Here is a 20,202-nt window from a genome sequence, read left to right as displayed (position 1 = left end):
CGCCGGCGAACCGGCGAACGATGCGCCGCGCCAGCTCTCGCTGCTTTAGCTTTGCGGTGCCGGGTGCAGGAACGGCTCGGCGATCTTCAGCACGGTCCGGTACGGCTCGGGCTCGTTGCGGTTGCTGAGCAGGATCACGGTCAGGTGCTGCTTGGGCCAGCGCACGATCACGTTGCGGAAGCCGATGCTCTCGCCCGAATGCCACAGCGTGTCGCCGGTAATGCGCCAGCCGTAGCCGTAGCTGGCTTCGTAGGGCTCGCCGGTGACCTTCGCGTGCGGGCTGAAGGCGGCCTTGCGCGAGGCGTCGCTGAGCAGGCGGTCGTCGTACAGGGCCGCGTCCCACTTGGCGAGGTCGTCGATGCTGGAATAGATGCCGCCGTCGCCGCGCGTGGCGGAGGTCAGGTCCTGGTCGGTGCGCAGCCAGCGGCCGCCGGTTTTGCTGTAGCCGTAGGCGCGGTTGGGTACGCTGCTCCCGTCAGGCGTGGGGTCGTCGTGCACGTAGAGCAGGGTGTGGTCCATGTGCAGCGGCTTGAAGATGCGCCGCTCGAGGAAGTCCTGCAGGGTCGCGCCCGAGGCCTTCTCCACCACCAGCCCGAGCAGCACGTAGCCGGAGTTGCTGTAGCGGTAGGCGGTGCCCGGCGCGAAGTAGCTGCGCGGCGTGGCCGAGAGCATGCGCAGCACGTCCTGGTCGTCGAGCTGGGCGGTCTGGCCGGGCGGAATCAGGTCCTCGTAGTCGATCAGGCCGCCGGTGTGGGAGAGCAGCTGGCGCAGCGTCACCTTGTCCGTCGAGGGGGGTAGGCTGGGCAGCCAGTGGCGGATCGAGTCGTCGAGGCCGAGCTTGCCGTCCTCTGCCAGCAGCAGGATCGCCGCGGCGGTGAACTGCTTGCTCACCGAGGCGAGGCGGAAGTCAGTCGCCGGCGTGACGGCGGCATGTTCCTCGAGGTTGGCCAGGCCGTAGCCCTTGCGCAGCAGCGGCTTGCCGTCCTTGAGCACGAGCAGGGCGGCGCCGGGGACTTCACCCTGGTACTTCTGCATCAGGCGGTCGGCGTTTTGCGTGGCGTCGGTGGCGTGAGCGGAGCCGGCGGCGATGAGCGAAGCGAGCAAAAGGGCAAGGCGCATGGTTTACCTCGGTGCGTTGAGCTTGAGCCCTCTCCCGCCGGGAGAGGGGCTGGGGAGAGGGTTCGGCCAGCGCGTGGTACACGCTCCGCCCGGATGCTCACCCGCCCTTCGGGCACCCTCTCCCAAAGGGAGAGGGATTCATTTCACCGGCACGTCGTAGATCGTGTTCGGCGTGGGCTCCTTGGCCCAGGTGTAGTGCCACCACTCCAGCGTGTAGTTCTTGAATCCCTCGCGGTCCATCGCGGCGCGCAGTGCCAGGCGGTTGGCGTGCTGCGCGGGGGTGACGTCCGGCGAGTCGGTATGCGCGCGCACGTCGAAGAAGTCGAAGGGCGTGCCCATGTCGAGCTCCTTGCAGTGGGTGCCCCGGGTGTCGCACTGCTCCATCGTGAGATCGGCAGTGCCGCCGCGGCTGTGGCCGGAGACCGGCGCGATGTAGTCGCCCAGCAGCACACGCTTGTCCAGGTTCGGGTAGTGCGCGGCCTTGGTGCGCTGGTCGGACAGGTCGTGTCCCCAGCGCACGAAATTCGCCACCGCGCGGGCGGGGCGGTAGCAGTCCCACAGCTTCAGGCGCCGATGTTGCGCGCGCAGCTCGTGCTCGACGCGCGCCAGCGCTTGCGCGACCGGCCGCTTGAGCAGGCACTTGGGCGCGAGGTAGCCATCCACCGGTGCGCCGACGAAGTTGTCGCTGCCGGCGTACCTGATGTCCTCGGCGATGTCGGGGACGAGCGTGCGGATGTCGACCAGGTCGGCTTCGGCGGCGGTGCGGGCGGGGGAAAGCGTGACTTGGGGGTCGGCCTGCGCCAGCGTGCCCGCGGCCAGCAGCCATACGCCGGCGAGGACCGACCTCGCGATCCGCCTCCCGCGTTTTCCCGCAGACGTGGGAAGGACTTTGTCCGGGCTCATGGGCAATCTCCGATGCGTTCGAAGTGCAGGTCTTCGTAGTCCGAGCTGAAGTCGCCCTTGGGGTCGAGCTTGGCCATGGTGAGCGTGGGCGGCGAGCCGGGGTGCGGGTCGAGCCAGGCGTCGAGGTCGACGGCGTCATCGTCCCACCGCACCAGGTAGCGTGCGCCCAGCCGCTTGACCGTGCCGTGCATGCGCGGCGACTTGCGCGAGGTCCACTGCACCCTGTCGCCGTGGGGACAGAGCAGGATCTCGCCGAACCACGGATCGCGGTAGCGGCCATTCCAGGCGAAGGTCGCCGGTTCGACCGTGGCGGCGGCCGTGGCATCGGGCGGACGCGCCGCAGGCGGCCGTTGCGCGGCTTCGCGCTCGAGCGCATCGGCGTACCACTTGACGCCACGGGCATCGGCCGGATCGGTGAAGTGCTTGGTCAGCACCTCGCCCAGCACGGTGCGCGCATCTTCCGCTTCGCCGTTGATCATGAACACGAAGCCGCTCTTGCGGTCCGGCAGCAGCGCCAGCATCGAATACATGCCGCCCAGCGTGCCGGTGTGCCAGACCACCCACTGCCCGTCCACGTCGGCCATGCGCCAGCCGTAGCCGTAGGCCATCACGTGCGTGTGGTCCCAGGCGCGGCGCTGCTCGGAAACCGGGATCAGCATGTGCGGCGATTGCAGGACGCGGCGCTGTGCAGCCGACAGCCATTGCAGCTGCGCGGGCGTGGGCGCCAACCAGTTCTGCGCCCAGGCGAGCATGTCGGTGAGGTCGCAGCGGATGCCGCCGGCGGCATCCGAAGTGATCGCGGGGATGGTCGGGCCGTCCTCGCGCATCGGCAGGTTGCGGCCGTCCTTCTGGTAGTGCGGCTGCGCCAGGTCGCCCACGGCGTCGCGGCTCCAGCTGCCGACCTGGCAGCGCGAGAGCCCCAATGGTTCGAACACCTCGCGGTGCATCAGCGCTTCGTACGAGGCGCCGCCCGCCGCCGCGGCCACTTCGCCGGCGACCACGTAGAGCAGGTTGTCGTACTGGTACTGCGAGCGGAAGCCGTAGCCGGGCTTGATGAACGCCAGGCCGTGGATGATGTCCTGGCGCGTGAAGCCGTTCGGCTCGGGCCACAGCATCAGGTCGCCGCCGCCCTCGGGCAGGCCGCTGGAGTGGGTGAGCAGGTCGGCCACGCGCATGTTCCGCGTGACCCACGGGTCGGACATGCGAAAGCCGGGCAGGTACTTGGCGACCGGGTCGTCCCAGCCGAGCTTGCCCTCGTCGACCAGGCGGCCGAGCAGCGCGGTGGTCATCGCCTTGCTGTTGGAGGCGATCTTGAACAGCGTGCGCGAAGTGATCTTCGCGCCGGAGCCGGCCACGGTTTCGCCGCGGGTGACGGTGTAGGCCACCTGGCCGTTCTCGATCACGCCGACCGCGATGCCGGGCAGCCGGTAGCGGGCGACGACGGCGTCGACCAGCGAGTCGTAGGCGGGGTTGGATTGGGCGTGGCTGAGGGCCGGGAGGAGAGCGAGCGAAAGGGCGAGGCAAAGGCCTCCCCTTCTCCCCGGCCCTCTCCCCCGGCGGGGCCGGGGGAGAGGGAGCAGTTCAATCTGCGACGATGCATTCCCTCTCCCCTGGGCCTGCTCGGGGGAGAGGGGGAGGCCTTTCGCTTTCACCTGCTCAACGCCCCGCATCGCGCTCCACCTCGCGCCACACCCGCAGCAGGTTGCCGCCCCAGATCTTGGCGACATCCGCGTCGCTGAAACCGGCGCGGCGCAAGGCAGCGGTGAGGTTGCGTGTCTCGGTGGCGTCCTTCCAGCCGGTGATACCGCCGCCGCCGTCGAAATCCGAGGCGATGCCGACGTGGTCGATGCCGGCGACGTCCACCATGTGGCGGATCTGCTTCACGTAGTCGTCCAGCGTGGGCAGCGGGAACTGCTGCTGGATCTTCGCCATGCCGGCGGCCATCGCCGGCAGGTAGTCGTGCTTGTCGCTGTCGTATTCCTTGTCGCCGGCAGCCTTGGCGACCGCCGCCTGCAGTTTCTTTTCGGCGGCTTCGCGGCCCGGGTCCTTCTTCAGGAATTCCTTGTAGGCCACCGCCTGGATCACGCCGCCCTTGGCGGCGATGGCCCGCAGCAGGTCGTCGGGCAGGTTGCGCGGGTGGTCGAGCACGGCACGCGCGCCGGAGTGCGAAGCGAGCAGCGGCGCCTTCGACACCGCCAGCGCATCGCGCACGCAGGCGTCGGAGGCGTGCGAGATGTCGACCATGATGCCCAGCTGATTGGCGCGTGCGACCACCTGGCGACCGAACTGCGTCATGCCGTGGTCGCCCTTGCTGTTCATGGCCGGCTCGCCGTGTTCGGTATCCGGCAGCGAACTGGTGCACAGGTCGTTGTCGCCCACGTGCACCAGCCCTACGTAGCGCGCGCCGCGGGCATAGGCGGCATCCAGCCGGTTGAGGTCGTGGCCCAGCGAATAGGCGTTCTCGATGCCGATCATGGCCGACAGCAGGCCGGCCTTGCGGTTGGTAAGCGCCTGTCCCGGCGAGGTGGCCAGGCGGATGCGGTCCGGGTACATCATCAGCATCCGTCCGATCGCCTCGTACTTTTCCTCTGCCTGGTCGACCGCCTTGGCGTAGCCGGCGGCGTCGAGCTTGTGCTGCGGCACCCAGATCACGAAGAACGCGGCGTTCAGGCCGCCGCGCTGCATCTTGCCCAGGTCCACCAGCAGCGGCGTGTCCTTGCCGACGTCGAAGCGGGGCTCGCGCATGTAGGTGAAGGGAATATCGACGTGGGTGTCGATGGTGATCGGCGGGTCGGCCGGCGCCCGCTGCGCCTGCGCGGGCAGGGTGAGGGCGAGCGGCAGCGCGAACAGCGCAAGGCGGGCGAGCGTAGGCATGGTCGACGTTATCCTCATGGCGTGGCCCAATCCTGCGCCGACTGCTCGCCGGCGACCATCTCTTCCAACGTTTGCCGGCGGCGGATGACCGCGTAGCGGCCATGGTCGAGCAGCACCTCGGCGGCGAGCGGGCGCGAGTTGTAGGTGGAGGCCATCGAGGCGCCGTAGGCGCCCGTGCCCTGGATCGCGAGCAGGTCGCCGGGCCGACATTCGGGCAGCACGCGGGCGCGGGCGAAGGTGTCGCCGGTCTCGCAGACCGGGCCGACGATGTCATAGGTGGCGGCCGGCCCCTCGGTGGACGCGACGGGCACGATGTCGTGCCAGGCGTCGTACAGGCTGGGCCGCTGCAGGTCGTTCATCGCCGCATCGAGCACCAGGAAGCGCCGTTCGGTGCCCTCCTTGATGCGCAGCACGCGGGTCAGCAGCACGCCGGCCTCGGCGACCAGGTAGCGCCCCGGTTCGAGCAGCAGGCGGCCACCGAAGCCGGCCAGCGCCTCGCGGATCACCTGTGCGTAGTCGGCCGCGGCCACGGGCGTATCGTGCCCGGCGCGATAGCGCACGCCCAGGCCGCCGCCGACGTCGATGCTGGCGACCGGATGGCCGGCCTGCTCCAGCTCGCGCCAGAATGCGGCCACGCGATGCAGCGCCAGCCGGAACGGGGTGAGGTCGAGGATCTGCGAGCCGATGTGCACATGCAGGCCATCGAGCTGCACGTGCTGCAGTTGCCGCCGTTCGGCGAACCAGCGGCGCGCCTCGGCGATGCTCACGCCGAACTTGTTCTCGGCGCGGCCGGTGGAAATCTTGGCGTGGGTGAGGGCGTCCACGTCCGGGTTGATGCGCACCGCGGCGCGCGCCATGGCCTGCCGTGCCTGCGCCACGCGTTCGATCGCGTGCAGCTCGTCCAGCGACTCGACGTTGAAGCGGGCGATGCCGGCCGCCAGCGCGGCGCCGATCTCCTCATCGGTCTTGCCCACGCCGGAGAACACGATGCGGTCGGGTGGGATGCCTGCGGCCAGCGCGCGTTGAAGCTCGCCCGCGGAAACGATGTCCGCGCCGAGCCCGGCCGCAGCCATCAGGGCCAGGATCGCCCGGTTGCTGTTGGCCTTGACCGCGTAGCAGAGGGTGGCGTCGAGTCCCGCCAGGGCCGCCTGCAATTCGCCGATGCGCTGGCGGATCGCGCTGGCCGAATAGGCGTACAACGGCGTGCCCAGCCGCGCGGCGAGCGCCTGCAGGTCGACGCCGTCGAAGCTCGGTTGCGGTTCGATGGCGGTCGGCGGGCCGTGCTTGAGGGGTGTGGTCATCGGATCGAAGGGCACGAAGGCGTCAGCGGGACGGGAACCTGCAGCGACGTCCTCGGGCGAAAGCGGGAATCGGTCGCCTGCGATTCAGAGCACTGGATTCCGGCCATCGCGGGATCGATGAACGGATCAGCCGCAAGGCTCGAAGGGTGTACCAAAAAAAGGCGGCCCGCCATCCGCGCGGGCCGCCAGGCCGGGGAGGCGTTTAGAAGTTCACGCTCACGGTCAGCTGCGTGAAGCGCGGCGCCTGGAAGCCGATCGGCTGCATGAACGTGCTGTTGGTGGAGTTGGAGATGTCGGTCTGCAGGTCCTGGTCCATGCGTACCGTGCGCTGCTGGTTGAGCAGGTTGTAGACCGCCAGCTTCACGCGCAGGTTGCCGCCGCCTTCGAACGGCAGGATGTAGCTCAGGCTGGCGTCCAGCGTGTAGGTCCAGGGCATGCGCCCGTACTTGCCGCGCGATGAATGCACGTAGACGCGGTTCTCCGAGATCGGCGAATCGCAGTTCTGCACGCAGATGTAGTAGCTGTGGTAGTTGGTGTCGTCGAACGGGTTGCCCACGCCGAAGCCGGTGATCGGGCCGCCCGAGTGGACGTCCGCGTTGGCGCCGAGCTGCCAGTGCGGGGTGAGCGCGTAGGTGCCGCGCAGCTTGAACTGGTGGCGGCGGTCGTTGGGCAGGAAGCCGTCGCCGCCGAAGTTCACCCACGGGTTGTCGAAGTTTTCGGTGCGGCCGGTGTCGTCGAAGTTGGTGTCGGAGTTGACCGGCCCTTCGGCGTTGCCGCGGTTCCAGGACATCACGTAGGAAGCGTTGAGCGCCCACTTCTCGTCCCAGGCGCGGTCCAGCTGGAACTCCAGCGCGCCGTAGGTGCGCTTGGGCTTGACCCAGCCGCGCTGGCCCAGGTAGTTGCCGCTGGCGTCGTACATCGCCCAGCCTTCCTTGGACGTGTCCACGGTGAGGTAGCCGTCGGGCGTGCCGTCGCAGTTGGTGTCGCCCCAGACGGTGACCTTCTTGCCGGGGTTGGCCATCACCCAGCCGATGTAGCCGTCGCCGCCGCACTGCGCGGTGGCGCTGATCTCCATGTCGTCGATGGCGTTGTGCAGGCGCCGGTAGGTGCCGCTGACGCCCCACGACCACTGGCTGTTGATCATCTGCTGGAAGCCCAGGATCGCCTCGTCCTGGTAGACCGGGTCCATGTCCTTGTCCACCTCCGAGCGCAGGTCGCCGACCGTGCCGTCGCCCTGCGAGGTGTCCACGTTGCCGAGCTGCGGGCCGAGTTTGGGCACGGCGTACTGCACGCCGTTCAACTCCAGGACGTTCCAGCCGCCGAACGCGTAGTAGGTGCGCTCGTCGAGCAGGCCGCCGGCCTGCTTGATGTTGATGACGTTGGCCACCGGCAGGAAGTAGCGCCCCAGGTTGCCGAACAGCTTGGTGGTGCCGTCGCCCTTCATGTCCCAGGAGAAGCCCAGGCGCGGCGCGATCTGGCGGCTCATCTTGATGTAGCTGCGGCCCTCGGCGTCCTGGTTGTCGAAGCTGTCGTTGCGCAGCCCCATGTTGAGGACGAAGCTGGGCGTGATCGACCAGTTGTCCTCGATGTAGTAGGCCGCATTGAGCGTGCTGAAGGTGCCGCCGATTTCATAGCGCCGCGCACGCACGTAGGCGTCGTAGCCAGGCGGCACCACGCCGCCGTTGGGGATGGTGGAACCGGCGGAGGCGGAATAGAGGTTGTAGTAGTACGCACCCGGCCCGGCGTAGTGGCGGTGGTAGTCGGAGGTGTCGTCCTCGTGGTCGTAGCCGAAGCGCAGCAGGTGGTCGCCCAGGGTCCACTCGAAGTCGGCGCGGTACTGCTTGCGGGTGTCTTCGCGCGAAAACACCGTCGAGCTGTCGGTGCATCCCAGCTTCACGCCCGGGTCGTGGAGGGCGAGGAAGGCGGTGGTGGCGGCCACGCGGTTGCACGACTCGTCCAGCTGCGAGTGGGTGAACGCCTCGCGCTGGTTGCGGCCGTACATCAGCTTCATCGACAGGTCGTTGGTGAGGTAGCTGGTCCAGGTCAGCGCCCAGTTCCTGCCGCCGGTGTCGCTGAAGACCTGGTTGGTCCGTCCGGTGGTGGTGTCGGTGTCGTAGTCGTAGCCGTAGACGTCGCCCACGTTGTGGGTCTTGTCGGAGAACGCCATCAGCGACAGGGTGTTGCTGTCGGTGACGTTCCAGTCGATGGTGCCGCCCCAGAAGCCGTTGTCGGCGTTGTTGTAGGTGATGCTGTTGCCCTGGTCGTTGGTGTTGCGCGGGGAGGCGCCGCGCGCCTCGTACATGGCGAAGAAGAACAGCTTGTCCTTGACGATCGGGCCGGAGGCCCAGACGTTGGTCTTGATCAGCGAGTCGCGGTCGCGGCTGGAAGTGAGGTAGCGGTTGCCGTTCGCGTCGTAGTGGTTGTCCGCCACCGAATGCCAGTTGCCCGGCTCCATGGTGATCTCGGCGCCGGCCTTGAACTCGTTGGTGCCGGTGCGCGCCACCGCGTTGACCACGCCGCCGGTGGTGCGGCCGAACTCCACCGAGTAGCCGCCGGTCTTGACCTGGAACTGGTCGTAGAAGGCGAACGGCGCCTCGGAGAAGCCGTTGCGGTTGTAGAAGTCGGTGACGTTGAGGCCGTTGACGTAGAACGCGTTCTCGGCGATCGACGAGCCGCCGAAGGAGATGCCGCCGAAGCCGGCGTTGCCCTTGACCACGCCGGGCGCAAGCAGCGCCACCGAGGTCACGTTCTGGTCGACCGGCAGGCGTACCAGGTCGGCGCGCGAGACGATGGTGGCCGACTCGGTGGAACTCACGTCGATGACCGGCAGCACCGAGCCGGAGACGTTGATGGTGGACAGGTTGGTCGCGTTGACCGCGCCCAGGTCCACCGACGTGGTGGTGCCCAGCGCCACCGTCACGTTGCGCGTCGGGCCGACCGCCTGGCCGTCCTTGCTCGCGCTGATGGTGTACTGGCCCACCGGCAGGAACGGGAAGCGGTAGCTGCCGTCGCCGTCGGCGGTGATGGTGCGGGTGAGGCCCGTGGCGGGATTGGTGACGGTCACCACGGCGCCGGCCTGGGTGTGGCCGGCCACCGAGCCGTCGTTGTTGGCCGCGTGCGCCTGCGGCGCGCCGAAGGCGGCCAGCGCGAATCCGAGTGCCGTGCCGAGCACGGTTCTGCGCATGTTCCAGACCTTGCTGCTCATTTCCCCTTACTCCCCTCGACGCCGGGTCGATGTCAGTTGGATTCGTTGGTTACTTGTTGTTGCGTGCGCGGTGCAGGAACTGCCAGTCGAAGTGGTAATCCCACTGGTCGAAATAGAGGTTGCCGCCGCGCCACTCGACCTCGCCGCGCTGCGAGTCCACCGTTTCGGAGCGCGGGAACTGCTTGGCCGGCACGAACGGGCGGCTGTAGTCGTCGTTGAAGGCGATGCGGTAGGCGTCCAGGCCGCCCAGGTAGAACCATTGCAGGCGCGGGTCGTCGCCGGGGCCGGGATGGAGCTGGCCGAAGGTGACGTCCACCGGCACCCAGCCATAGGGGGCGAGGTAGAGCTGGCCCCAGTCGTGGATGTTGTCGTAGGTCCCCTCGGAGAACATCCAGCCGGACTGCCAGCGCGCCGGGATGCCGTTCATGCGCAGCAGGGTGAGCAGCAGCAGGGTCTGCTCGCCGCAGTCGCCGTGGCCGGCGTGCAGCGTGTAGTCGCTGATGTTGCTGATGGTGGAGTACTCGCGCGCGCCGGCCCACGGAATGCGGTCAACCGCGGCGAACAGCTTCTGCGCGATGCGGTAGGGATTCTTCTCGTCGCCCACGACCTTGCGCGAGAAGGCGCGCAGGTCGTCGGTGAAGACGATGTGCGGTGAGCGCTCGCTGACGAAGGGCCCGAGTTCCGGTGTGATCGTCGCCGGCACGACCTTGGCCGGGTCGATCGAGTGGTACTGCGCGCGCAGGGTGAGCTCGTAGGTGAGCTTGAACACGGTCGGCTGGCCAGCCTTGGCGGGCGCTTCCAGGTAGGCGGTGCGTTGCAGCGTGTCGGCCGGCGCGACGCGGGCGCCGGCGGGCGTGCTCGCGACCAGGCGGATGTCGTCCTGCTGGCCAGGGATCGCGCGCGGGTAGGGAATCCATGCCCGCAACGTCTCGCCGACGGGCACGGCGTCGGCCTTCACCGTCACCGACTGGGTCACCCGCACGCGCATCGGCAGCACGGCGGTCTTGCCGCTGGCCAGCGCCTGGCGCAGGACGGCGCGATGGTGGTCGTTGAGCGTCTCGTTGGGGCCGTCGGTGATCGGCGTCTGCAAGGCACGGCGGTGGCGCGCCTGCGTGCTCAGGCGGTAGAGATTGGACGGCGCGCGAGTGAAGTAGAGCGTGCGGCCATCGATCACCATGTGCTCGAGCAGGCCGGCCTTGTCCCAGCGCGCGAACTCGGCATCGCCGAGGTCCGGGATCTGCTTGCGGATACGCGCCTTGGCGTCGTCGGCGGTGAGGGTGAAGTCGAGCAGGATGCGGCGCATGCGCTCGCGCTGGAATTCGAGCGCCTCGCGCGCCTGTGCGCTCAGCCCGGGCTTGGCCAGCGCCTGGTCGATCGCCTTGCGCGCGGCCTCGAAGTGGCCATGGTCGATCTGCGCGGCGATGGCCGGCGGCCCCGCCGGAGGCGGGCTGGCCAGTGCCGGCAGCGCGCAGCACAGCAGGCCCGCCAGCACGGCACGCGCCAATCGGCGACCATGCGTGGATTCGCATCTGCGTTGCTTGCCTGGCACCCTCGTCATCGCACAACGCCCCCGCCCGTTGGCATCGGGGCCTTGTGTAACACGCTTGCAAAAGGTGGTCAATAATTTATGCTTCAACTCAATGTATGAGGAATGGCATATTCCTGACGCGACGCACGAGGGGTAGCGCGTGATCCACACGGTATGGCCGTACCTGGCCGTGATGTTGCTGGTCGCCGGCCTGTTTCCGGCCATGGAACGACGCTTCGGCTGGCGCGTGTTCAACGTGCTCCCGCCGATCGTGCTCACCTACCTGCTGGTGACGGCGCTCGCCGTGGTGGGGCTGTGGCAGATCAACGACGAGATCAGGGCGACCCAGTCGATGCTGGTGGGGCACATGGTGCCGGCGCTGTTGTTCCTGCTGATGATCAACTGCGACCTGCGTGCGATCTTCGCGCTGGGGCCGCGCGTGCTGGGCGTGTTCGCCTGCACGTCGGTGAGCCTGTTCATCGCCTTCATCGCGACCTACCTGCTCTACAAGCGCTGGCTGCCGGGCGATGCCTGGCATCCGCTGGCTGCGCTCTCGGGCAGCTGGGTGGGCGGCACCGCCAACATGATCGCGGTGAAGCAGGGCATCGGCATGTCCGACCAGCACCTGGCGATGAGCCTGCTCACCGACGCGCTGTGCTATTCGATGTGGGTGGTGGTGCTGTTCGCGGTGGCGCGCCTGGCGCCGGCGTTCAACCGCTTCACGCGGGCCAGGTCCAGCGGCGACCTGCAGGTGGCGGAGGCGAAGACGACCGGCCCGACCACTCCCGATGCGGTGCTGCTGTGGCTGGGCATGGCGCTGCTGGCGTCGGCGCTGGCGGCCTGGGTGGCGGACTACCTGCCGGCCTCGGGCATGGTCAGCCCGGCCACCTGGACCATCCTGCTGGCCACCGGCGCGGGCCTGGTGGTGGCGCACACGCCGCTGGCGCGCTTTCCCGGCGCCGGCACCATCTCCAGCGCGATGCTGATCAGCGTGGTGGCGGTGCTCGCCTCGCAGAGCAACTTCCACGGCATCGGCGCGGCGCCGCTGTACCTGCTTTGCGGCGTCACCATCATCGCGCTGCATGCGGTGCTGCTGGTGGGCTTCGCCCGGCTGTTCCACTTCGACCTGTACCTGTGCGGGATCTCCTCGCTGGCGCACATCGGCGGCGTGGCCGCCACGCCGATTCTGGCGGCGAGCTATTCGCGCGCGCTGGTGCCTGTGGGCATCCTGCTCGCGCTGCTGGGCTACATACTGGGCACCGGCTTCGGCCTGCTGGTGGCGTCGGTGATGTCCGCGCTGGCCGGGCCCTGAGCGTCCACGAGGACAACCATCATGCGAACCCTCCTTTCCGCTGCGCTGCTGGCCCTGCTGCTGGCCGCCTCGCCGCTGCACGCGCGCGGGCAGGTTTCCACGCTGCCGGTGCCGCCTTCTGGCGTGCTCGGCGTGGGCGAGGCGCAGCTGACGCCGGCGTTCTGGATCGGCCTGCAGCCGCAGCCCGACCGGGAGATCATGAGCCGCCGGCAGATCGAGGCGCAGAACGCCGCGCTGTTCGCGCAGGACAAGTCGATGCACGAACTGCACAAGCTGCCGGCGACCCTGTCCGCCGCCCGGGTGCGCGGCTGGATCGAGGACCTGGCCGAGCCGCCGGCCAGGCCGCTCTACGACGTCGAGGGCAGGCCGGTGCCGGCGGCGACGCTCAAGCACATCGTCGACGCGCGCGCCCTGGATGCGATCCCGGCGAGCCAGAAGACGCGCTTCGGCATGGTGGTGCGCCGCGCCGCGCTGCGCACCTTTCCGACCACGCTGCGCGTGTTCAGCCAGCCAGGCGACACCGACATCGACCGCTTCCAGGAGACCGCCGAGTTCCCCGGCACGCCGGTGGTGATCGCCCACGCCAGCCGCGACGGGCACTGGCTGTTCGTGGTGAGCCCGCGCTACGCCGCCTGGACCGAAGCGGCCAACATCGCCGAGGGCAGCCGCGCGCAGGTGCTCGCCTACGCCGACAGGACGCCCTACCGCATCGTCACCGGCGCCAAGGTCACCACCGTCTACACGCGCGAAGCGCCCGAAGTCTCGCAGGTGGAGCTGGACATGGGCACGCGCGTGCCGGTGCTCACCGACTTGGCCGCGGACCAGCCGGTCAACGGCCAGACGCCCTATGCCGCGCACGTCATCGAGCTGCCGGTGCGCAAGGCGGACGGCTTGCTCGCCTTCAGCCCCGCGCTGATCCAGAAGAACGCCGACACCGCCGCCGACTACCTGCCGCTGACCCCGCGCAACCTGGTCACCCAGGCGTTCAAGTTCCTGGGCGAGCGCTACGGCTGGGGCCATGCCTACGACGGGCGCGACTGCTCGGGCTTCGTCTCCGACGTCTACCGCTCGATGGGCGTGCAGATGCCGCGCAACACCTCCAGCCAGGGCGTCAGCCCGGCCTTCGCCAGGCAGGCCTTCTCCAAGGACAGCACGCACGAGCAACGCCTGCGCGCGGCGCAGGACCTCCGGCTCGGCGACCTGATCTACATCCCCGGCCACGTGATGATGTCGCTGGGCCAGTGGCAGGGCCAGCCGTGGGTGATCCACGACGTGCTGGGCATGAGCTACCGCAAGGCCGACGGCTCGACCGCGCACGTCAAGCTCAATGCCGTGTCGGTGACGCCGCTGCTGCCGATGCTCGCCGGCAAGGATTCCACCTTCATCGACCACATGACCAGCATCGTGCGCATGCGGCCCTGAGCGAACCGCGAAAGGGCCGGTGGGCCTGAAGCCCACCCTACGGACAACAGAAGACCCAAGAACCCATGAAGATCACAGACATCCAGTTCGGCATGCTGCGGGTGCCCCTGAAGACACCCTTCAAGACCGCCTTGCGCACCGTCAACCAGATCGAGGACATCGTGGTGATGGTGCACACCGACTCGGGCCAGGTCGGCTACGGCGAGGCGCCGGCCACCGCGGTGATCACCGGCGACACCCACGGCTCGATCGTGGACGCCATCCGCCACTACATCTCGCCGCGCCTGATCGGGCAGGACATCGCCAACTTGAACCGCCTCACCCAACTGATCCAGGGTTCGATGGAAAAGAACTCCAGCGCCAAGGCGGCGGTGGAGATCGCCATCTACGACCTCTGGGGCCAGCTCTACGGTGCGCCGCTGTACAAGCTGCTGGGCGGCGGCGACCCGGTGATCACCACCGACATCACCATCAGCGTGGACTACATCGACAAGATGGTGGCCGACTCGGTGGCGGCGGTGGAGCGGGGCTTCGAGTCGCTGAAGATCAAGGTCGGCAAGGACATCGGCGTGGACATCGAGCGGGTCAAGGCGATCTACGCCGCGGTGGAAGGCCGCGCACTGCTGCGCCTGGACGCCAACCAGGGCTGGAGCGCCAAGCAGGCGGTCTACGCGCTGCAGACGCTGGAGGAGGCCGGCATCAAGCTGGAGCTGGTCGAGCAGCCGGTCAAGGCGCGCGACCTGGAGGGCATGCGCTACGTCACCGAGCGCGTGCACACGCCGGTGATGGCCGACGAGAGCGTGTTCGGCCCGATGGAGGTGATCGAGCTGATCCGCATGCGCGCGGCCGACATCATCAACATCAAGCTGATGAAGACCGGCGGCATTTCCAACGCCATCAAGATCGCCGACATCGCCGCCCTGCATGGCGTCGACTGCATGATCGGCTGCATGCTGGAATCGCCTATCAGCGTGGCGGCCGCCGTGCACGTGGCGGTGGCGCGCGCCGACGCGATCAGCAAGGTCGACCTGGACGGCCCTTCGCTGGCGCAGTTCAACCCGGTCGACGGTGGGGTAATCTTCAACGAATCGGAAATCTCCGTGACCGACGCCCCGGGGCTCGGCATCCGCGAGATCCGCGGTCTGGAGAGGCTCGCCGCTTGATGTCGCCGCTGGTCAAAATCCGCTCGGAGCGCGACCAGATGTCGGCGGTGGAGCGGCGCATCGCCGACTTCATCCTGGAAAACGCGCACCTGCTGCGCGACTACTCCTCGCAACAGCTGGCCAACGCGCTGGGGATCAGCCAGTCCAGCGTGGTCAAGTTCACCCAGAAGCTGGGCTTCAAGGGTTATCCGGACCTGAAGTATTCGGTGAGCGAGGCGATCGCGCGCGCCGACAACGGCGACGCGCCAGCGGTGGCGCGGGCGGGCGCGGGCGAGGAGGAAGGCGCCAGCGCACTGTGGCGGCGCAAGTCCGAGGCGGAAGAGGAAACCCGGCTGATCAACCCGCCGGAAATCATCCATGCCATCGCCGCGGCGATCGAGCAGGCCGGACGCGCGGGCAAGGTCTTCATCATCGGCCTGGGCGAGGACGACATCTACGCGCGCAACTTCGCGCTGCGGCTGTCGCTGCTGGGCATCCTCACCGTGCACAACTTCGACACCGCGCGGATGACCGCCAACGTCTCGGCCGCGGGCGCCGGCGACGTGCTGCTGGTGTTCTCCGAGCACGGCAACCATCCGGCGCTGTGCAAGATCGCGCGCTACTTCCGCGAGCGCCGCGGCAAGGTGATCACGGTCACCCGGCACACCGCCAACCCGCTGCGCACGCTGGCCGACATCGCGCTGCTGGTGAGCGCCCACGACGAGCGGCCCTACATCCAGCCGCTGCTCTACCAGTCGGCGCTGCAGCACCTGCTCGACGGCGTGTTCGTGCGTTTGTGCGAGGAGCACGACGACCGCCACGCGCAACTGCTGGCCAACCTGGACCGCATCCAGCTGATGCTGGAGCCGTGATTTGGACGTCCGCAGGCCCACCAGCGCGTTCCGCTTGAGCCCCTCTTCTCCCGGGAGAGGAGTTGGGCAGGGGGCCCGACCGGCGCGTGCACTTCGCTTCGCCCGAACCCTCTCCAGGCGGACGAGGGAGAGGCGCGCGGGGTTTGTGGCAGGTGCTTCGACTCCGGCGCTTCGCGCCTACGCTCAGCACGAACGGGTTTCTCTCGAACCATCCGCCTTAAGCGAAGCGGAGCCGAAAGGCGCGCCCTCCAACGCTTCGCTCCTATGCTCGGCACGTACGGGTTTTTCTCGAACCGTTCGCCCTGAGCGTAGCGAAGCGGAGTCGAAGGGCATCCATCCGTATCCAGCCATCCGGTAGACCATGCGCATCCATCTCCTGCTGATTGCCATCCTCACCTTTGCCGGAGCCGCCACCGCGGCGGAGGATCAGGCCGCCGCCTGGTCCGACGCCGGTCAGATGGTCGTAGTCACCACGCCAGGCTGGAGCGCTGATCACGGCACCCTGCGCACCTATGCGCACACCGCCGATGGCTGGAAGGAGATCGGCCAGCCCGCGCCGGTCACCGTTGGCAAGGCCGGCGTCGCCTGGGGCCTGGGCCTCAACGCGCCACGCGAGGATGGCCCGGTCAAGCGCGAGGGCGACCTGCGCAGCCCGGCCGGCGTGTTCGCCATTGGCGAGGCCTTCGGCTACGCCGGCAAGGCCGACACCACGATGCCCTATCGCGCGCTCAGCGCGACCGATTACTGCGTTGATGTCAGCGGTTCGCCGCAATACAACCGTATCGTCGATGCCAGGGTGGTGGGCGAGCAGGCGGTGCAGGGATCGACCGAACCGATGCGCCGCGACATCCACGCGCATGGCGACCAGCGTTACCGCGAGGGCTTCGTGATCGAGCACAACCCGCAGCAGCGCGCGCAGGGGGGCAGCTGCATCTTCGCCCACCTGTGGAAGTCGCCGGCGGATGCGACCACCGGCTGCACCGCGATGGCGCCGGCGCTGATGCAGCGCCTGCTGGCCTGGCTCAAGCCGCAAGACCACCCGGTCTTCGTGCTGCTGCCGGAACCGGCCTACGCAAAGCTGCAGGCGGCGTGGCGGTTGCCGGCGCTGGGCGAGGGCAACCGATGAACGCGACCGCCCGCGTGCTCACCGGCCTGGCCGCCGGCGCGGTGCTCGGCCTGGCGCTGGCCGGCTGGAGCCCGGCCGCGGCCACGCAGGTGGCCAACGTGGTGCAGCCCTTCGGCAAGCTGTGGCTCAACGCGCTGCAGATGACCGTGGTGCCGCTGGTGCTGGCGCTGGTGGTGGTGGGCGTCAACACCGCCAGCGACGCGGCGGCCTCGGGCCGCATCGCGCGGCGCGCGATCGTGGCGTTCATCCTGTTGCTGCTGCTCGGCGCGCTGTTCACCGCTGCGGTCGCGCCGCCGCTGTTCGCGCTGTTCCCGCACAACCCGGCGCTGCGCGATGCGTTGGACCACGCGGTGGTCGGCCACGCCACGCAGGCCGCGCCGGTGGGCTGGACCGACGCACTGGTGGCGATGGTGCCGAGCAACGCGATCATGGCCGCCGCGCAGAGCGCGATGGTGCCGCTGGTGGTGTTCGCACTGTTCCTGGGGTTTGCCTTGACGCGCATCGCCCCGGCGCGGCGCGCGCTGCTGGTGGAGTTCTTCCAGGCGATCGCCGACGCGATGATCGTGATCGTGCGCTGGGTGCTGTGGGTGGCGCCGCTGGGCGTGTTCGCGCTGATCCTGGGCGTGTGCGCGCGTTCGGGCCTGGGCATGCTGAGTGCGCTGGGCGTGTACGTGCTGGCGGAGATCGTGCTGTACCTGGCGGTCACCGCGATGATGTACGCGGTGGCGGTGTTCTGGGGCCGCGAGAAGCTCGCCCGTTTCGTCGCCGCGCTGCTGCCGCCGCAGGCAGTGGCGATCAGCACGCAGTCCTCGCTCGCCTCGCTGCCGGCGATGCTGGAAAGCGCCGAGCAGCGGCTGGGCTACCCAAGCCAAGTCAACGCGCTGGTGCTGCCGATGGCGGTGACGCTGTGCCGCCTGACCAGCCCGGTGCAGTACCTCACCTCGGCCGCCTTCATCGCCTGGGCCTACGGCGTGGATCTGTCCGCCGGCCAGCTCATTGCCGGCGCAGTGCTGGCGGTGGTGATCAGCCTGGGCTCGGTCGGCCTGCCCGGCGCGGTGACCTTCATCGCCACCAACCTGCCGGTGGCGCAGTCGATGGGCCTGCCGGTCGGGCCGCTCGGCCTGATGCTGGCGGTGGACACGCTGCCCGATGCCTTCGCCACCCTCGGCAACGTCACCGCCGACCTCACCGCCACCAGCGTGGTGACGCGCCAATCCCGCGCCGACACCGCCGCATCCTCCAGCCTCGATACCCACGCATGAGCCGCCTCGACTTCGACGTGATCGTGATCGGCGCCGGCATGGCCGGCGCGTCGGTCGCCTACTTCCTCGCGCCGCATGCGCGCGTGCTCGTGCTCGAGCGCGAAGCCTACGCCGGCATGCATTCCACCGGCCGCTCGGCGGCGCTGTTCAGCGAGACCTACGGCTCGCCACAGGTGCGTGCGCTGACCCGCGCGGCGCGGCCGTTCCTGGCCCGTCCGCCGGAAGGCTTCGCCGCCGCGCCGATCCTCACGCCGCGCGGCTCCACGGTGATCGGCACCGCCGCGGATGCCGACCGCGTGCGCGCCGAGTACGAGGCGATCCGTCCGTTCACCCCCGACCTGCAACTGCACGACGCCGCCCGCCTGCGCCAGGACGTGCCGGTGCTGCGGCCGGAGGCCGCGGTGATCGGCATGCATGAACCGGGCGCGGCCGACATCGACGTCAACGAGCTGCACCAGGGCTTCCTGCGCGGCCTGCGCGCACGCGGCGGCCAGCTGCGCCTGGACGTGGCCATCGATGCGATCGAACGCAGCACCGGCAGCTGGAACGTGCACGCCGGCGAGGACAGCTTTCGCGCGCCGCTGCTGCTCGACGCCGCCGGCGCCTGGGCCGACCAGGTCGCCGCGCTGGCTGGCGTCGCGCCGCTGGGGCTGCAACCGAAGCGCCGTTCGGCCTTCGTGTTCGAGCCGCCCGCGGGCATGGACGTGCACCGCTGGCCATTCATCTGCGACATCGCCGAGACGTTCTACTTCAAGCCCGACGCCGGCCTGCTGCTGGGCTCGCCGGCCAATGCCGATCCGGTCGCACCGCACGACGTGCAGCCGGAGGAGTACGACATCGCGCTGGGCATCCACCACATCGAGCAGGCGACCACGATGGAGATCCGCCGCCCGACCCGCACCTGGGCCGGCCTGCGCTCCTTCGTCGCCGACGGCGACCTGGTCGGCGGCTTTGCGCCCGATGCGCCGGGCTTCTTCTGGGTGGCGGCGCAGGGCGGCTACGGCATCCAGACCAGCGCGGCGATGGGCGAGACCTGCGCGAACCTGGCCCTGGGCCGGCCGTTGCCGGACCATCTGGCGGATGCCGGCCTGTCGGCGGCGATGCTCGATCCGGCTCGGCTGCGCCGTTGAGCTGCTAGCCGGCCGATCGCGGCCGGCGCACGGTCCGCAGCTTGCCGCTGTGGCCGCCGCCGCAGAAGAAGCGGTCGCCGCCGTCGGAATCCAGCCCCGAGACGCCCACGCCCTCGGGCATGGCGAGGCTCTGCAGCACCTCGCCCGTCTGCGGGTCGATGCGGCGCAGCCCGCTCTCGTCGCCTTCCCAGGTGCCGTGCCACAGCTCGCCTTCCACCCAGGTGACGCCGGTGACGAAGCGGTTGGACTCGATCGTGCGCAGGATCGCGCCGGTGTGCGGGTCGATCTGGTGGATCCTGCGGTCGCGGTACTGGCCGACCCACAGCGTGCCCTCGGCCCAGGCCAGTCCCGAGTCGCTGCCGCCGGGCGCGGGAATGGTCGCCAGCACGCGGCCGCTCTGCGGGTCGATCTTGTGGATGCGGTTCTCTGCGATCTGATACAGATGCAGGCCGTCGAAGGCAGTGCCGGCGTGCGCGGCCACGTCGATGGATCGCAGCATCCGGCCGTTGTCCGGATCCACCGCGGTCAAACTGCCGCCGGTGGCCAGCCATGCCTGCCGGCCGTCGTACGCCACCCCGCCGATGCTGTCGACACCCGGGTAGGGTCCGTATTCGCTGATGATCTCGGCGCGGAAAGGCTTCATGCGCGCATCCTAGTCGCCCGGCAGCGGGGCGGGGAGTAACAAGGCGGTCGCGAATCCGGGCATGGGCGGGGTCATCCAACGGCGCGCCCGTCCGCGGCCGAGCGGCTGCACCTTGCCGGTGGCCGCGAGCGCGTCCAGTGCGCGCTGCACGGAGCGCTGGCTGCTGCCCAGGGCAAGCGCGAGCGCCGAGCTCGACCACGATTCGCCGTCGGCGAGCAGGGCGAGCACGGCAGCGTGCGCCTCTTCGACCGGCCGCGCCAGCACGGCCACCTCGCGCGATGCGTGCGGCACCAGCGCGAAACCCTGCCGCGTCGCGCGTACCTGCGCCAGCGGCGCCAGCATCGTGCGCAGCCGGCCGATCTC

15 protein-coding genes and 1 pseudogene are annotated in these 20,202 nt (G+C 69.2%); 7 read left to right on the top strand and 9 right to left on the bottom strand.

Going from position 1 to position 20,202, the window contains the following annotated elements:
- Positions 1 to 45: 45 nt before the first annotated feature.
- From HOQ08_RS05555 to HOQ08_RS05525, 7 genes are all read right to left on the bottom strand, one after another.
- A complete protein-coding gene (locus HOQ08_RS05555) occupies positions 46 to 1,119 on the bottom strand; it encodes a serine hydrolase domain-containing protein (protein ID WP_291192382.1) in 1,074 nt (357 codons plus the stop codon).
- A gap of 138 nt (positions 1,120 to 1,257) precedes the next feature.
- A complete protein-coding gene (locus HOQ08_RS05550; protein WP_291192381.1) occupies positions 1,258 to 2,022 on the bottom strand; it encodes a M15 family metallopeptidase in 765 nt (254 codons plus the stop codon).
- Complete coding sequence (locus HOQ08_RS05545) at positions 2,019 to 3,476, bottom strand: serine hydrolase domain-containing protein (RefSeq protein WP_291192383.1); 1,458 nt, start codon at positions 3,474 to 3,476, stop codon at positions 2,019 to 2,021. The genes HOQ08_RS05550 and HOQ08_RS05545 overlap by 4 nt, the downstream gene beginning before the upstream one ends.
- A 202-nt stretch (positions 3,477 to 3,678) precedes the next feature.
- Positions 3,679 to 4,896: a dipeptidase gene (locus HOQ08_RS05540; RefSeq protein WP_291192380.1), complete on the bottom strand. Its 1,218-nt coding sequence runs from the start codon at positions 4,894 to 4,896 to the stop codon at positions 3,679 to 3,681.
- A 14-nt stretch (positions 4,897 to 4,910) separates the two neighbouring features.
- Positions 4,911 to 6,197 carry a diaminopimelate decarboxylase gene (gene lysA / locus HOQ08_RS05535; protein WP_291192379.1) on the bottom strand — a complete coding sequence of 429 codons (1,287 nt, stop codon included), beginning with the start codon at positions 6,195 to 6,197 and terminating at the stop codon, positions 4,911 to 4,913.
- A 202-nt stretch (positions 6,198 to 6,399) separates the two neighbouring features.
- Positions 6,400 to 9,402 (bottom strand): carboxypeptidase regulatory-like domain-containing protein, encoded by a 3,003-nt coding sequence (locus tag HOQ08_RS05530; protein WP_291192378.1) that lies wholly within the window; start codon positions 9,400 to 9,402, stop codon positions 6,400 to 6,402.
- Positions 9,403 to 9,451: 49 nt separating this feature from the next.
- Positions 9,452 to 10,960 carry a transglutaminase domain-containing protein gene (locus tag HOQ08_RS05525; RefSeq protein WP_291192377.1) on the bottom strand — a complete coding sequence of 503 codons (1,509 nt, stop codon included), beginning with the start codon at positions 10,958 to 10,960 and terminating at the stop codon, positions 9,452 to 9,454.
- Between the two features lie 130 nt (positions 10,961 to 11,090).
- Between HOQ08_RS05525 and HOQ08_RS05520 the strand changes: the two genes are divergently transcribed.
- The 7 genes from HOQ08_RS05520 (at position 11,091) to HOQ08_RS05490 (ending at position 19,196) form a co-directional block, all read left to right on the top strand.
- Entirely contained in the window at positions 11,091 to 12,242 is a 1,152-nt protein-coding gene (locus tag HOQ08_RS05520; RefSeq protein WP_291192376.1) for a DUF819 family protein, read from the top strand.
- 21 nt (positions 12,243 to 12,263) lie between these two features.
- Positions 12,264 to 13,664: an SH3 domain-containing protein gene (locus tag HOQ08_RS05515; RefSeq protein ID WP_291192375.1), complete on the top strand. Its 1,401-nt coding sequence runs from the start codon at positions 12,264 to 12,266 to the stop codon at positions 13,662 to 13,664.
- 65 nt (positions 13,665 to 13,729) lie between these two features.
- Complete coding sequence (locus HOQ08_RS05510) at positions 13,730 to 14,827, top strand: dipeptide epimerase (protein WP_291192374.1); 1,098 nt, start codon at positions 13,730 to 13,732, stop codon at positions 14,825 to 14,827.
- A complete protein-coding gene (locus HOQ08_RS05505; RefSeq protein ID WP_291192373.1) occupies positions 14,827 to 15,678 on the top strand; it encodes a MurR/RpiR family transcriptional regulator in 852 nt (283 codons plus the stop codon). The genes HOQ08_RS05510 and HOQ08_RS05505 overlap by 1 nt, the downstream gene beginning before the upstream one ends.
- A gap of 361 nt (positions 15,679 to 16,039) precedes the next feature.
- Positions 16,040 to 16,804, top strand: a complete 765-nt coding sequence (locus HOQ08_RS05500; protein WP_291192372.1) for a hypothetical protein — start codon at positions 16,040 to 16,042, stop codon at positions 16,802 to 16,804.
- Complete coding sequence (locus HOQ08_RS05495; RefSeq protein ID WP_291192371.1) at positions 16,801 to 18,066, top strand: dicarboxylate/amino acid:cation symporter; 1,266 nt, start codon at positions 16,801 to 16,803, stop codon at positions 18,064 to 18,066. Before HOQ08_RS05500 ends, HOQ08_RS05495 begins: the two co-directional genes overlap by 4 nt.
- Positions 18,063 to 19,196, top strand: coding sequence for an FAD-binding oxidoreductase (locus HOQ08_RS05490; RefSeq protein WP_291192370.1), 1,134 nt, complete (start codon positions 18,063 to 18,065; stop codon positions 19,194 to 19,196). The genes HOQ08_RS05495 and HOQ08_RS05490 overlap by 4 nt, the downstream gene beginning before the upstream one ends.
- Before the next feature lie 4 nt (positions 19,197 to 19,200).
- On the opposite strand, the gene HOQ08_RS05485 is transcribed toward HOQ08_RS05490, so the two are convergent.
- Both HOQ08_RS05485 and HOQ08_RS05480 read right to left on the bottom strand, forming a co-directional pair.
- Positions 19,201 to 19,839, bottom strand: coding sequence for a PQQ-binding-like beta-propeller repeat protein (locus tag HOQ08_RS05485; RefSeq protein WP_291192369.1), 639 nt, complete (start codon positions 19,837 to 19,839; stop codon positions 19,201 to 19,203).
- A gap of 9 nt (positions 19,840 to 19,848) precedes the next feature.
- Positions 19,849 to 20,202: pseudogene (locus HOQ08_RS05480) on the bottom strand (helix-turn-helix domain-containing protein); the annotation flags it as partial.

The organism is Frateuria sp., assembly GCF_013362045.1.
GTDB lineage: Bacteria > Pseudomonadota > Gammaproteobacteria > Xanthomonadales > Rhodanobacteraceae > Frateuria_A.
This window is presented reverse-complemented; position numbering and strand designations above follow the sequence as displayed.

Bases quoted from the DNA above. Each gene is read 5' to 3' on its own strand.
- lysA (WP_291192379.1), bottom strand. From the start codon at position 6,197: ATGACCACACCCCTCAAGCACGGCCCGCCGACCGCCATCGAACCGCAA.
- HOQ08_RS05505 (WP_291192373.1), top strand. From the start codon at position 14,827: ATGTCGCCGCTGGTCAAAATCCGCTCGGAGCGCGACCAGATGTCGGCG.
- HOQ08_RS05500 (WP_291192372.1), top strand. From the start codon at position 16,040: ATGCGCATCCATCTCCTGCTGATTGCCATCCTCACCTTTGCCGGAGCC.
- HOQ08_RS05495 (WP_291192371.1), top strand. From the start codon at position 16,801: ATGAACGCGACCGCCCGCGTGCTCACCGGCCTGGCCGCCGGCGCGGTG.
- HOQ08_RS05555 (WP_291192382.1), bottom strand. From the start codon at position 1,119: ATGCGCCTTGCCCTTTTGCTCGCTTCGCTCATCGCCGCCGGCTCCGCT.
- HOQ08_RS05540 (WP_291192380.1), bottom strand. From the start codon at position 4,896: ATGCCTACGCTCGCCCGCCTTGCGCTGTTCGCGCTGCCGCTCGCCCTC.
- HOQ08_RS05490 (WP_291192370.1), top strand. From the start codon at position 18,063: ATGAGCCGCCTCGACTTCGACGTGATCGTGATCGGCGCCGGCATGGCC.
- HOQ08_RS05515 (WP_291192375.1), top strand. From the start codon at position 12,264: ATGCGAACCCTCCTTTCCGCTGCGCTGCTGGCCCTGCTGCTGGCCGCC.
- HOQ08_RS05525 (WP_291192377.1), bottom strand. From the start codon at position 10,960: ATGACGAGGGTGCCAGGCAAGCAACGCAGATGCGAATCCACGCATGGT.
- HOQ08_RS05530 (WP_291192378.1), bottom strand. From the start codon at position 9,402: ATGAGCAGCAAGGTCTGGAACATGCGCAGAACCGTGCTCGGCACGGCA.
- HOQ08_RS05510 (WP_291192374.1), top strand. From the start codon at position 13,730: ATGAAGATCACAGACATCCAGTTCGGCATGCTGCGGGTGCCCCTGAAG.
- HOQ08_RS05485 (WP_291192369.1), bottom strand. From the start codon at position 19,839: ATGAAGCCTTTCCGCGCCGAGATCATCAGCGAATACGGACCCTACCCG.
- HOQ08_RS05550 (WP_291192381.1), bottom strand. From the start codon at position 2,022: ATGAGCCCGGACAAAGTCCTTCCCACGTCTGCGGGAAAACGCGGGAGG.